This is a genomic window from Arthrobacter sp. B0490, assembly GCF_002929355.1.
Lineage (GTDB): Bacteria > Actinomycetota > Actinomycetes > Actinomycetales > Micrococcaceae > Arthrobacter_D.
In genome coordinates, this window is sequence record NZ_PJIR01000009.1 from 115996 (window position 1) to 129664 (window position 13669).

At 62.8% G+C, this 13669-nt stretch carries 9 protein-coding genes and 1 pseudogene; 5 read left to right on the top strand and 5 right to left on the bottom strand.

All coding sequences use genetic code 11. From position 1 onward, the window contains the following. Nucleotides 1-20: 20 nt before the first annotated feature. Nucleotides 21-1049, bottom strand: a complete 1029-nt coding sequence (locus tag CXQ97_RS14225; protein WP_104181527.1) for a helix-turn-helix domain-containing protein — start codon at nt 1047-1049, stop codon at nt 21-23. 337 nt (nt 1050-1386) lie between these two features. On the opposite strand from CXQ97_RS14225, the gene CXQ97_RS14230 reads away from it, so the two are divergent. The 5 genes and pseudogenes from CXQ97_RS14230 to CXQ97_RS14250 all read left to right on the top strand — a co-directional run bounded on the left by CXQ97_RS14230 (nt 1387) and on the right by CXQ97_RS14250 (nt 8076). Then, nucleotides 1387-3051, top strand: a complete 1665-nt coding sequence (locus tag CXQ97_RS14230; RefSeq protein WP_104181528.1) for an amidohydrolase — start codon at nt 1387-1389, stop codon at nt 3049-3051. Nucleotides 3052-3294: 243 nt separating this feature from the next. Then, complete coding sequence (locus tag CXQ97_RS14235) at nt 3295-4833, top strand: APC family permease (protein WP_104181529.1); 1539 nt, start codon at nt 3295-3297, stop codon at nt 4831-4833. Nucleotides 4834-5477: 644 nt separating this feature from the next. Next, nucleotides 5478-5870: pseudogene (paaI, locus tag CXQ97_RS14240) on the top strand (hydroxyphenylacetyl-CoA thioesterase PaaI); the annotation flags it as partial. Between the two features lie 137 nt (nt 5871-6007). Next, nucleotides 6008-7351 (top strand): phenylacetate--CoA ligase family protein, encoded by a 1344-nt coding sequence (locus CXQ97_RS14245; RefSeq protein WP_104181531.1) that lies wholly within the window; start codon nt 6008-6010, stop codon nt 7349-7351. Between the two features lie 107 nt (nt 7352-7458). Next, nucleotides 7459-8076, top strand: coding sequence for a TetR/AcrR family transcriptional regulator (locus CXQ97_RS14250; protein WP_104181532.1), 618 nt, complete (start codon nt 7459-7461; stop codon nt 8074-8076). A gap of 66 nt (nt 8077-8142) precedes the next feature. Here CXQ97_RS14250 and paaZ read toward each other — a convergent pair whose 3' ends face one another. From paaZ to CXQ97_RS14270, 4 genes are all read right to left on the bottom strand, one after another. Beyond that, nucleotides 8143-10230, bottom strand: a complete 2088-nt coding sequence (gene paaZ / locus CXQ97_RS14255) for a phenylacetic acid degradation bifunctional protein PaaZ (protein WP_104181533.1) — start codon at nt 10228-10230, stop codon at nt 8143-8145. Nucleotides 10231-10389: 159 nt separating this feature from the next. Further along, nucleotides 10390-11259: a 3-hydroxyacyl-CoA dehydrogenase family protein gene (locus CXQ97_RS14260; RefSeq protein ID WP_104181534.1), complete on the bottom strand. Its 870-nt coding sequence runs from the start codon at nt 11257-11259 to the stop codon at nt 10390-10392. Further along, on the bottom strand, nt 11256-12089 hold the full coding sequence (locus tag CXQ97_RS14265) for an enoyl-CoA hydratase/isomerase family protein (protein ID WP_104181535.1): 834 nt from the start codon (nt 12087-12089) through the stop codon (nt 11256-11258). The genes CXQ97_RS14260 and CXQ97_RS14265 overlap by 4 nt, the downstream gene beginning before the upstream one ends. Continuing rightward, nucleotides 12089-13297, bottom strand: a complete 1209-nt coding sequence (locus tag CXQ97_RS14270; protein WP_104181536.1) for an acetyl-CoA C-acyltransferase — start codon at nt 13295-13297, stop codon at nt 12089-12091. Before CXQ97_RS14270 ends, CXQ97_RS14265 begins: the two co-directional genes overlap by 1 nt. Nucleotides 13298-13669 lie beyond the last annotated feature (372 nt).

Sequence of the window (13669 nt, forward strand, 5' to 3'; positions counted from 1 at the left end):
TGGGGATCCTTCATTCGTAGTTAGAGCCGGCTGACCGGGGGGAGTGGTCGAGCAGTGAGTGCCTCGGCATCGGCGCCTGGGTTGTAGGAGTATCGAAATTCTGTCGGAGTGTAACCAAAAGCACTCTTGAAGGTGCGGGTGAAGCTTGCTGCATCACTGAACCCCCAGTGGGCTGCAACCGCAGAAACGGTTCGTGTCCGCAACAAAGGGTTAGCCAGCTCCTGGCGACATTGGTGCAGACGTTGCCGGCGGATCCATCCGCTTACGGTCTCGTCGTGCTCTGCGAACAGTTTTTGCAGGAAGCGGACGGAGACGTTGTTGGCTGCGGCGATCGAGTCGACTGTCAGAGAGGAATCGGCAAGGCGGCCGACCGTGTACTGCTTGATCTGGTCGAAAAGGACCTCTCGGCTCGTTGCGCCTCTTTCGTTTGGAAGTATGGTGTGCGAGACAGTGGCGGAGATCAATCGCAGCAGCGCGTCGGACGCGGAAAAGTTGTACGGGGCCCCACCGGCGTTGAGTTCCTGATCCATGGAGGTCAGGAGTGCTGACGTCATGGCGCCGAGGCCCCTACGACCGGAAATGCGGGCGGCGGTCACGGTCCTGAGAGCATCCCGGCTCAGTTCCAGGCTGCTAGCCGGAAGCATGAGGACGAGCATGCGAAACGAATCATCGAAGTAGAGATCATAGGGCCGGCTCGTGTCGTAGAGAGCGAAGTCGCCAGGGGTGAGTGCCGCTTCCCGGCCGTCCTGAGCGACAAGACAGTAACCACGAAGCTGAAGCCCTAGTTTGATCATGTCCGGATCGTTCTGGGCAATCATCCTAGGCGTTCGAGTGACCTGCACCGAGGAACCCGCGACTTCGCAGAGCCGAATGTCGCCCAGGTTCTGACTGATGAGGTGCCCACTGAAGGCGTTACTGTCCGCTGAGGACGCCTCAAGGGGCACGAACGCCGTATTTACCGCGTCTCTCCACGCATCGAACTTCTCGTGCCGTGCAAGGCCAGCACCGTCGTGAATGCTGGGCGGCGCTACCAGGTTGATCTCTGTCATAGCCCACCTCCTGTCGGACTCGCCTTAAGTGAAGCACGCGCACCTTGAAGCTAGTGACGCATGCCACAAATGTGCGGGTGAGGCCAATAGCCATGCATCTGCGGCCAAGGAACTTGTGGGGCTGTGCAGGAACACTGGCAGAAGCCATCACGTAGGGCGGAACGCGCGGAACCCCTCGCAGACACGACAAGACCGCAAGTAGGGGCGCGCAGCACCTGTTTTCATGCCTCCGCGTGGCCGGGCCGATGAAGGAACAAGCCGCCTGCAGTGCTACTGGCCGCCGGCTCCTGATACCGCCGGTGGCATCCCGCTCCACTCCCCAAACCTGGAGAACCCCATGTCTGAACAACAGCGACCAGCAATGATTGTCACAGGTGGCAGGATCTACACCAGTGACCCCGCCCGCGAATGGGCTGAGGCCCTGGCTGTGACTGACGGAAAAATCATGGCCGTCGGTACGACAAGCGAGGTGCTTTCTCTGGCACAGAGTGACACGGAAATCGTCGAGCTGGACGGGGAGCTGGTCCTACCGGGATTCAGCGATGGTCATGCGCACCTAGGCCTCGGTGGCGGTCAGGCTGCCTGGGAACTTCCCATTCACCCGACCGACTCGATGGGCGCCATTCTGGAAAAGGTCCGGGAGTGGGGCGCCCCACTCGGTCCCGACGAATGGATCATCGGCGGCATCGTCGGGTCCACTGTCATGGACGACATCGTGAACGCGGAGGACCTCGCTTCCCTTGACGCGGCTGCTGGTGGTCGACCAGTTCTGTTGCGGGATGATTCAATGCATAACCGGTGGGTGAGTTCCCGTGCTCTGCAGCTGATGGGCGTCCGAGAAGATACTCCTGACCCAGACGGTGGAACATACGCACGGGACAAAGAGGGAGCCCTCACTGGAGTCCTTCAGGAACTCGCCTCGGCCGTCGCCGAGGCAGCTGCTGACGCAGCAGTAGAAGATCCGGATGCACGTAATCGCGTGTCGCTGAAAACTGCCTTGCAGACACTCAACTCGTTCGGAATCACGTCAGTGCAGGATGCCGCAACCATGGAGTATTCGTGGAAAGCTCTTGCTGCCTTGGAGTCTGACGGCGAGGTCACGGCGTGGATTGTAGGTTCGATGCCCGCGCGCGATTTCATCGAAGCAGGCAAAGTAGGCGAGGAACTCTTCGGCATCGGTGATGCACACCGGAGCACACATGTGCGTCCCGACTTCGTCAAGTTTATCATCGACGGCATCCCGATGACGCGCACCGCGGCCATGCTGACGCCCTACATCTGCCACCATCACGATGATCAGGACTTTACCGGGACACCCCTTTGGACACAGGACGACCTGATCAAGGCTCTTGAGCTTTGCTATGAGCGCGGCTATGGCGGAAAGCTACACGCCACCGGTGACGCGTCGGTTCGTCTAGTCCTGAATGCCATCGAAGACGTGCGTCGCCGCCACGGCTTCGGGCCTATCTTTCAGATCGCTCATGTCGAGTTCATCCATCCTGATGATCTGCCGCGTTTCGCCGAACTTCAAGTGGTGGCCGATGCTTCCCCGTTCATCTGGTACCCGTCAGTAATTCAGGACAGCATCGCCAAGCAGATCCCAGCGGAGACAGTCCGTTCCAGCTGGCCGACCAAAGACCTCCTGGATACAGGGGCGCTGTTGGCCGCGGGGTCTGACTGGCCCTGCGCCCTACCATCGCCGGATCCCTGGACCGGGCTGCAGATGTTGATTACCCGCCGCAGCACTGATCCGAAGATTCCCGGAACGCTGAATGAAGCTCAGCGACTAAGCGTCGCGGAAGCGATCGCGGCATTCACCCGGAATCCGGCCGCCGCCATGGGTTTGGAAGAGGTCACCGGAATGATCCGAGAGGGTTTGTCCGCCGATTTCATGGTGGTCGACCAGGATCTGTTCGAGATAGATCCGAGCACTATTCACCGGACACATGTCCTGCACACGTACTTCGAGGGGCGGCAGGTATACGAACGGCCTGCTACGTAGCTCGGACGTGCCGGGCCCAGTACGTTTTCGGAGCATTGCCGGCGCCGCGTCAGGACCTACGTCCTGGCCGTCCGCATCCCCAGCAGCAGGTACCTTGCCGCCGTTGCGCACACCATTCATCGCCGCACGATAGGAGATTGAAATGCCCCGTTCATCCTCATCCCCTGGAGATCCGTCAGGAATCCAGCCCGCCCCAGCAGCACCTACTGGTTGGGTGCACCTCGCGGCTAGGGCCACCACGCCATGACCACGGGTACCTCCGCGACCAATCGTGCCCACCTCACAAGTAGTGGAGGACTGGACCGGCGGACCCTGGGAGTTCCAGCCCTTGTTTTTCTCATCGTCGCCGCCTCAGCGCCGTTGACGGTGCTGGCCGGCGGTGTTCCCTCGACCTTCGCGGTAACCGGCCTGCTGGGAGTCCCCCTGGCTTTCCTAGTTCTGGGAGTCATCCTGGTGCTGTTCGCCGTAGGGTACGGAGCGATGTCCGCCCGGATCACCAATGCCGGAGCCTTCTATGCCTATGTCGCTGACGGACTGGGACCGCGGCAGGGCATCGGCGCTTCATGGCTGGCGCTCATCAGTTACAACGCCATGCAAATCGGGCTCTATGGGATCTTCGGATTCGCTCTGTCGTCCCTGCTCGAGGCCCGGCTGGAAATCTCGGTTCCATGGTGGGTTTCGGCTCTGGTCGGCCTGATTGTGGTGGGCGTGCTCGGTGTCAGCCGGGTGGACCTTTCCGCCAAGGTCATCGCAGTGCTCGTCACGCTGGAGTTCCTTGTCGTGATCGTGGTGGACGTCGTTTCTTTGGTAGTGGCTCCTGAGGGCACCAGCGCCCTTCCACTCATGCCCAACGAGTTCTTCGCACCTGGTATCGGGGCGGTGCTGTCCTTCAGCATCGCAGCCTTCATGGGATTCGAGTCCGGAGCTATCTACAGCGAGGAAGCGAAGGACCCGAGCCGCGCGATCCCCAAGGCGACCTTCATTGCCGTGACGGCCATATCCCTCTTCTATGCTTTCTCCTCCTGGGCCCTCGCAGTCGGGGTCGGCCCGAGCCAGATCGTGAGCGCCTCAGCCGAGAACGGGCCTGATCTTGTCTTCGTCTTCCTCGCCCAGCATGGCGGCGTGCTACTGGCCGACATCGCGCAGGTTCTGTTCATTACCAGCCTGCTCGCGGCACTCATCGCTTTTCACAACGCAGTCGCACGCTACTTTTTCTCCCTCGGCCGTGAATCCGTCCTGCCCCGATGGTTGGGTGCAGTCGGAGCCCGGAACCACGCCCCCGTCAGCGGTTCCTTGACGCAGAGCGCACTGGCGGTGGTCCTTGTCGTGACCTTCGCGATCTCCGGGCAGAACTCGGAGCTGGGCCCTCTCTTTCCGGTGCTGACCCTGTTCACCTGGTTCGCCAACGCTGGAGCGTTCGGGCTGGTCTTCCTCCTGACCATCACCTCGGTGGCCGTCATCGCCCACTTCCGCCGCGACAACGGAGGACAATCCGCCTGGGTGCGGGTCGTCGCCCCGTCACTGGCGGCCCTCGGACTGGCAGCGGTGTTCGTACTGATCTTGGCGAACTTCGACGTCCTCATAGGCTCCGAAGGTCCGAGCCCCTTGGCTGTGGTCATGCCGGGCATCATCCTGGCAACCGGGGCCGCAGGTCTTGTGTGGGGGGAGATCCTGCGTCGGCGACGCCCCGACGTCTTCGCAGGAATCGGTTCAGGTAAGGCGCTCGAAGAGGGGGACGCACCGGCACGTCCCGCTCGGGTGACGTCGTTGGATCAGTCCTAGGAGTACCGGGTGACTCATTCTCCTGCTGCGGCACAGACCGTCCCGCCGGACCGCCCTACCAACACATCTCGTATCTTCCAGGATCCGTTGCGGGCCGTGATTGCCCTGGCCGTGGCGGCCTTGGTGGTCCTCCATGCGCAGATGGTGCTCGGAGGCGAGCATGGCGTCCTATGGTCGGTGGTGATGGCGGGCATGGCGCTGGGATGCCTGTCCTGCCTGGTTGGCCTGCTTCGCCCCGGTAGGTCCTCTGCAGCGGCCCGTACGACGATGACGATGACCAGAGCAATGGCCCATACGGCGGCGTTGACCCATGGACTGATGATCATGCTCGTAGCCGGCACTTCCGGTGATCGTGCCCACCACGAAGCGGTAGCGCAGACGCAAAGCGTGCCCGGCGCCGCACATGAGGCAATGCTACTGATCATCGTTCTGGAACTCGCTGTGGGGGCACTGGCAGTTATCTGGACCAGGCGCCACTCATCAGACTCCACCGTGGTAGCAGTACCCCCCGCGAGTTCGACAGGGGGCCACTGCTGCCAAGGGGCACCACGAACCTCTGAATGTCCGAAGGGCACCTGTTAGTTGACAGCACAGCCCATGGATTGTCTACTGAACATTCGGTCATAAAAGATGAGGAGACACAGATGTCCCAAGACCATCCACTCCTTTCCGGAGATCATGCCTCCCGGTGGCTGGGCATCGAGGTCGATCGGGTTGACGACGGTTACGCGCAGATCAGGATGACGTTGCGCGAGGAGATGCTCAACGGGTTCGGCATGGCCCACGGCGGCATGATTTTCGCTCTCGCCGACACCTGTTTCGCACTGGCCTGTAACGACCTATCGGGCAGTAAGGACACCATCACGGTGGCGGCCGGCGCTGACATCAATTTCATTTCCTCCGCTCATCAGGGCCAGACCCTCGTTGCCGAAGGTACGGTTCGTGCCCAGGCCGGACGCAGCGGCGTATACGACATCCAGGTCACGGCCGATGGTGCTCTGGTGGCTGAATTTCGCGGGCGTAGCCGTACCATTCCCCATCCGGCGCAGCGGCCGGATTCTGCACCGTACGCCGACTCCGCTCCAGGAGCCGAGCAGCAGGCGCCGACCCGTGATGCAGCAGTGTTGCTCGAGACATCCTCCCCATCCGTCCAGAAGTTCGAGGAAGCCTGACCATGACGACGTGTTCCATACCTAACCCTCACACCCCCTCCGCTGTCCCTGCGGACCGGTCGCAGCCCGATCCCGAGGAGATCATGAGCCGGGACCAGATCGAGTCCCTCCAAGTCGACCGCCTCCGATGGACACTCCACTACGCCTACGAAAAAGTTCAGGCTTACCAGGAGCTGTTCGACGGGCATGGCGTGCACCCGGGAGACTTCAGAGAGCTGGAGGATCTGAAGCTCTTCCCGTACACCGACAAGGAATTCCTGCGGAAGGCCTACCCCTTCCAGTCCCTCGCCGTACCGATGAGCGATGTGCGGCGCATTCATGCCTCATCCGGCACGACCGGCCAGCCCACAGTTGTCGCCTACACCGAAAACGACCTGCAGACGTGGGCGACGCTCGTGGCCCGCTGCTTCCGGATTTCGGGCATGCGCCCGGGGGACAAGGTACACAACGCCTATGGCTACGGCCTCTTCACCGGCGGTCTCGGTGCGCACTACGGTGCCGAACGTCTTGGGTGCGCGGTCATCCCGATGTCCGGCGGGCAGACGGAGAAGCAGGTCCAGATGATCCGCGACTTCGAACCCCAAACCATCCTGTCGACTCCGACCTATCTCCTGACCATCGCAGATGGCTTCAAGAAGCTTGGCTTGGATCCCAGGAAGACCTCGCTGCGGACCGCGATCCTCGGCGCCGAGCCGTGGACGGAAGAAATGCGCCGCGAGATCGAGACCACCTTCGCCATTGACGCCTGCGACATATATGGCCTCTCCGAGGTCATGGGGCCAGGCGTGGCCGGCGAGTCTGTGGAGTCCAAGGACGGGTCCCACATCTGGGAGGACCACTTCCGCCCCGAGATCATCGATCCCTTCACTGACGAGGTACAGGAGACGGGCCGCCCCGGTGAGCTCGTCTTCACCGCACTGACGAAGGAGGCGCTACCGATCATCCGGTACCGCACCCACGACCTCACCCGGCTGCTTCCTGGGAGTGAACGGCCCGGCCATCGACGGATGGGCCGGATCACCGGCCGATCGGACGACATGATCATCCTGCGCGGGGTGAATCTCTTTCCCTCACAGATCGAGGAGCTCGTCCTGCAGGTCCCCGAACTGAGTCCGCACTTCACGCTGGAGATCACGCGACCGAACCGCATGGATCAGATGACCATCAACATCGAGCGACGCGAGGAAGCCTCGGTGGAAGCAGCTGAATTTGGCGGCAAGAAACTTCTGCACGCCATCAAGACGAAGATCGGATCGTCGGCCATCGTGCATATCGCCGAACCCGACACCCTGGCCCGTTCATCGGGCAAGCTGCGCCGAGTCTACGACCTTCGCGAGAAGGCGTGATTATCGCCGCCTAGGCAGCGGGCCTGGAATCGACGCCTCGAGGCCGTCGCTCGTCATAGACTCGAGTCTTCGAGACCGTTAATCTGCCATCGAAACAGAGGAACCCAATGACCCACGCTCCGGCGTCCGCACCTACGGTTATTCCGCGTCGGGGTAGGCCGGGCTATGACCGGGAAACGCTGCTGCGCGTATGCGTCGAGGTCTTCAACCTGCACGGGTACGACGCGACCTCGATGGGCACGCTGTCCGAGCGACTGGGCATTTCCAAGTCGGCGATCTACCACCACGTCGAGTCGAAGGAGGAGATCCTCGAGCAGGCTCTCAGCCGGGCACTTGACGCGCTCGAGGAGGTCATCGCGTCCGAGGACAGTGCTGCGGTGTCGGACCTGGAGCGACTTGAGCACGTTGTGCGGCGCACCGTGTTCGTGCTCGTCGAGCAGATGCCATACGTGACTCTCCTGCTACGCCTACGTGGAAATTCGGACGTCGAACTCCAAGCACTCGAGCGTCGGCGTTCCATCACCGGACAGGTGGCGGCGTTCATCGAACGGGCGCAGAAGGAGGGGTCGATCCGCACTGACCTCAGTAGCCGCTCGGCGGCCCGCCTGCTACTCGGGATGATCAACTCGATCGTCGACTGGTACAAGCCCGAGGCCGGCAAGTCCACGGATGCATTGGCGGACACGGTCGTGGCCCTCGCCTTCTCGGGGTTGCGAGCCCCGTAGCTAGCTGCACGCGGTGAAGGCTCCGGTCTATAACCGGGGCCTTCACCGCGTGAGAGGAGAGGACCGTCAGGCGGCGTCGGGCCAGGTCTTCGCGACCAGCGTCAGCACGTCGTACGTTGCGACAATTTCGTCATGCTGATTGTGCAGAATCGCATCCCAGCAGACCTCTCCATACTCGTCCGTCACTCGTGGAGTGATCTGCTTGGCCGTGAGGGTTACCCTGATCGCGTCGTCATAGGTGACGGGCGTGATGAACCTCAGGTTCTCCAGACCATAGTTGGCCAGCACAGGCCCTGGCGCGGGATCGACGAACAGTCCGGCCGCCCATGAGACGAGCAAATACCCGTGGGCAACCCGGCGGGGGAAGAACGGGTTGGCTGTCGCTGCCTCTTCGTCGGTATGCGCGTAGAAGGTGTCGCCGGTTGTCGCGGCGAAGGCACTGATGTCCTCGAGGGTCACCGTGCGCAGTTCCGAGGCGAACTGGTCACCGATACGCAGTTCCTTGAGCGATTTCCGGAACGGATGCACGCCGGAGCCGGACTCCACGCTCTGCCTGGTCACGGTTTCCGCCGCAGCGCCGCGGTGCCAGACACCGGTAATGGCGGTGAGGATGTCCGGAGGACCCTGGATCGCGGTGCGCTGCATGTAGTGCTTGACTCCGCGGACACCGCCGAGTTCCTCTCCGCCGCCTGCACGGCCCGGTCCTCCGTGGATGAGGTGCGGCATGGGGGAGCCGTGGCCGGTGGAGGTCTTCGCGTCCTGACGATTGAGGTAGTGGATTCGGCCGTGGTGGGCGCTGATACCGGAGGCGAACCGGGCAGCGGTAGGGCCGTCATAGGTGCAGACCGTTGCCACGAGCGAACCTCCACCAAGCGCTGCCAGTCGCACGGCATCATCGATATCGGTGTATCCGATGACGCTGGTGACGGGACCGAACGCCTCGACGAAATGCACTTCGGGCGTCAGCGGGTCGTCGAAGGACAAGATCGTGACGGGGAAGAAGGCACCCGTTTCGGCATCGGCGTCTCCCGTCGGGGCATCCGGCCCGCCGAATCGGACGGTGCCGCCGGCCGCGACCAGGCGCTCGACCGCCTTGCGCACCTCAGATTGCTGTTCCTTGGAGGCGAGGGCACCCATCGTGACGCCCTCAGTGCGCGGGTCACCAATGACCACCCGCTGCTGCACCAGCTCGGCGACTGCCGAGACAACATCCTCCACGCGGTCCTGCGGCACGATCACACGGCGTATCGCCGTGCACTTCTGGCCGGCCTTCGAGGTGATCTCGACGAAGACCGCCTTGATGAAGGCCTTGAATTCCGGCGTTTCGGGAGTGGCGTCCGGACCGAGGATCGCGGCGTTGAGCGAGTCGGTCTCTGCGGTGAACCGGACCCCTCCGTTGAGGACGCGGTCGTGATTGCGCAGCGTCTGTGCTGTCCCGGCGGATCCGGTGAAGGCGACATGATCACGGTAGTCCAGGTGGTCGAGCAGATCCCGGGCCGATCCGGAGATCAGCTGTAGCGCGCCGGCCGGAAGGAGCCCGGAGTCGACCATCAGCCGGACGCAGGCCTCCGTGACGTACCCGGTGGGCGTCGCGGGCTTGACGATCGTCGGCATGCCGGCGAGGAAGGAGGGAGCGAACTTCTCAAGGAAACCCCAGACAGGGAAGTTGAAGGCATTGATCTGTACGGCGACGCCGGGCATCCGGGAGTAGACGTGCTCGCCGAGGAAGGACCCGTCCTTGGACAGCTGCTCCACGGCGCCGTCCACGATGACGTTCGCATTGGGCAGCTCGCGCCGCCCTTTAGAGGAGAAAGTGAAGAGGGTGCCGATGCCACCGTCCACATCGAAGAAATGGTCCTTCAGTGTGCCGCCAGTGAGGTAGGAGACGTCATAAAGGTCCTGCTTGTGCTCTGTCAGGTACTGGGCGATCTGCTTGAGGATCAACGCACGTTCATGAATGGTGTAATCACCGAGGGAGTCCTGGCCGAGGGTTCGCGCGTACTCGATGGCGCCGGAGATATCGAGGCCCTCGGTCGACACCCGCGCTACCGTTTCGCCCGTCGAGGCGTCCGTCACGTCGGTCACCCTGTGAGGGTTCTCAGGAGCCCACCATGAGCCCTGGACGTAGCTGGGAAGGATGGTTTGTGTCTGCATTGCCACGGATGTCCTTTCGCGAGGACATCGGGAGGCTACTGCCCAACGCCCTGACCGATCGTTCGGTATGTTGTTCTACGATATCTCACCCGTCTCAGTGCGGCTACGAGAGGGTGCAGGGCCTATGCGCTGGCGACTGACAACACCAGCACGGGCCGGCTAGCTGTCGTACGTGAAGAAACCCTTGCCGCTCTTACGGCCGAGCTCTCCGCGGGCCACCATGTCGCGCATAAGCTGCGGGGGATCGAAGCGAGCACCCAGGGTCGATGCGAGGTACTCGGCAATTCCAAGACGCACGTCCAACCCGACAATGTCCGTCAGGGCGAGGGGTCCGACGGGAAATTTGTAGCCCAGAACCATCGCATTGTCGATGTCGGTCGCTGAGGCGACGCCCTCTTCCACCATGCGGATGGCCTCGATGGCGATGGCGACCCCGAGCCGCGAGGAGGCGAAACCGGGCGCATCACGCACCACCACGGGCGTCTTTCCCAGGCCACGAACCCATTGCACGGACAGGTCGCTCAGTTCGGATGCCGTGTACTTCGATATGACGACTTCGACGAGCTTCGACGCCGGTACCGGGTTGAAGAAGTGGAGGCCACAGAACCGGGCAGGCCGGGCGAGCTGCTCTGCCAATCCATCCACGGACAGCGAGGACGTGTTGGTGGCGAGCCAGGCGGTGGGGGAGAGGTGGCGTTCAACCTCCTGCAGCGCGGAAACCTTCAAATCCCAGGACTCCGGCACGGCTTCGACCACAAGTCCTGCTGTGGCGAAGTCTTCATGCTCTAGGGAGACGGTGAGCCGGTTCGCGAGCTCCTCAAAGGGCAGGTCGACCGTCCCGCGTTCCACGGATGCAACGAGATCACGCTCGATTCGTTCGCGGGCGACGCCGGCAGCTTCGCGGTCGCGTTCCACGACAGTGACCTTCGACCCGGCGATCAGCAGGGCATGCGCTATGCCGCCGCCCATCCGGCCTCCTCCGAGGACCCCTGTGACAGCTGGAATGGATGATGAGTGGTCCTGGCTCATGCGGTGGGCTCCTCGTGCTGCGTCGTCACTGATCGGTCCTGGACCTTCGCCGCTTCACGGTGAGGTTTCTTGCGGTCGAGGAAGGCCTGCATCCGGTCGAACTTGGCTTGGGACTCGAACAGCACGGCTTGGGCGAGCTCGTCGATGTGTGGGTGGGCTGAGCGGGGAGCGGCGAACACCCGCTTCGAGATCCGCACTGCAAGCGGATCCTGCCGTGCAATGCGGTCAGCGAGTGCATGCGCAGCTGCAAGCAGATCACCGGGGGCATGCACTTCGGTGACCAGGTGGAGAGCAAGGGCCTCCTCGGCGTCGACGATCCGTCCCGCAAGCAGGATGTCCAGGGCAATAGGCTCACCGACGAGCTCTTTGAGCCGCCAGAGGCCGCCTGCGGCCGCAACGATTCCCAGTCCGGCCTCGGGCTGTCCGAGCTTCAGATGAGGAGTAGCGAGCCGAAAATCGGCGGCGTACGCAAGCTCAGCACCACCGCCGAGCGCGAATCCGTCGATCGCGGCGATGACCGGCATCGGTAGCTTGTGGATGCGGTCGAAGATCTGCGAATTGATTCCCATGAGGGCGTCATCGCGACGTCGCTCCCGTAGCTGCGCGATGTCCGCCCCTGAGGCGAACACGCCTTTGCCGTCCACCGTGGTGCCGGAGACGACGAGGATCTTTGGGACGCGCTCAAGATAACCACAGACGACGTGCAGCTCTTCCACCATGGTCGCGTCGATGGCGTTGCGCACTGCCGGGCGGTCGAGGGTGACGTGAAGGCGGTCTGCTTGCTCCTCGATGCGGAGTGCGACGAATTCCCCTGCCAGCTGCTGGCTCATCAGCGCCGTTCCACCAGCAGGGCGGAACCCTGACCGACGCCTACGCACATGGTCGCCAGACCGCGCGCTGCTCCTTCGCGCTCCATCCGACCCAGCAGTGTCACGATAAGGCGGGAACCTGACGAGCCCAAGGGGTGGCCCAGTGCGATGGCCCCGCCCAATCGGTTGACCACACTGGGGTCCAGCCCGAGGCGCCGGATGCTTGCCAGCGACTGCGTGGCGAAAGCTTCGTTCAACTCGACCGCCCCGAGATCCTCGATCGTCCAGCCGGTGCGCTTCAGCACCTTCTGGGTAGCGGGCACGGGTCCGATACCCATGATGTGCGGCGGAACGCCGGCCGATGCCCCGTCTACGATGCGCGCGCGAGGCGTCAGACCGTACTTTTTCACAGCGGCCTCGGAGGCAACGAGGATCGCTGAGGCCCCGTCATTGAGAGACGAGGAGTTGCCTGCGGTGACGACGGTGCCGTGTGATACGACCGGGCGCAGGCCTGCCAGGGTTTCCATCGTCGTGTCCGGGCGTGGCCCTTCATCGGTATCGACGATGGTCTCGGCACCCTTCCGGCCCTTGACGGTCACGGGCACTATTTCAGCTGCGAAATGCCCTGACCTGATGGCTTCGGTCGCCTTCGCATGTGAGGCCACAGCGAACGCGTCTGCTTCCTCACGCGTGATGCCATCGACGCGAGCGACCTCCTCGGCGGTTTCCGGCATGGAGAACGTCATCTTGTCGATTTTCTTGAAGGCGGGATTGGTGAACCGCCATCCGATCGAGGTATCGAAGACCTCCCCGGGCTTCGCATACGCCGTGGAGGGTTTTTCCATGACCCAGGGAGCCCGTGACATGGATTCCACACCACCGGCCACGACGAGATCCGCAGCCCCGGCTTTCACCATGTGGGATGCCATCGTGATGGCGCTGAGCCCCGAGGCGCACAACCTGTTGACGGTGATACCAGGCACCGTGTCACCGAATCCGGCGAGTAACCATGCCATGCGAGCCACGTTGCGGTTCTCCTCGCCGGCTCCGTTGGCATTGCCGAGGATGACTTCGTCGACGTCGTGCGGATCGATACCGGCGTCGACGACCACTTGCTTGACCACGAGGGCCGCCAAATCGTCCGGACGCACCCCTGCCAGCGCTCCGCCGTAGCGCCCGACCGGAGTCCGCGATCCGCCTACCAGGAAGGCTTGAGGAAGAGAAGACATACGTTAGCTCCTGTCACGACGGTAAGAATCCCTCGTCGCCTGTAATTTACCGACCGTTCGTTCACCAAAGAATCCCACGTCAGCCATGGAGCGTCAACATGCCCGTCCTGCCTGGCTGTGGTCGCTTACTGGCTGTCGGCCGTGCTGATTTGGTCCGAGGGGGCGGCCAGACATGAGGAGGCCTCGGTTTCGGAGACCCAGGACAACGTTTCCGGCGGCATCGCGGCCGAGAATTGCGGCCCCGCGGGTGTCAAGCCTTCCCTATGCCAGCTGGCGAGCATCATCATCCTCCGGGCTGGCAACTACACCCGCCCCAGGGTGTGGATGTCTTCGAGGAAGTCCCGGTGGACCTCTTCGCTGACGGTCGTTCGG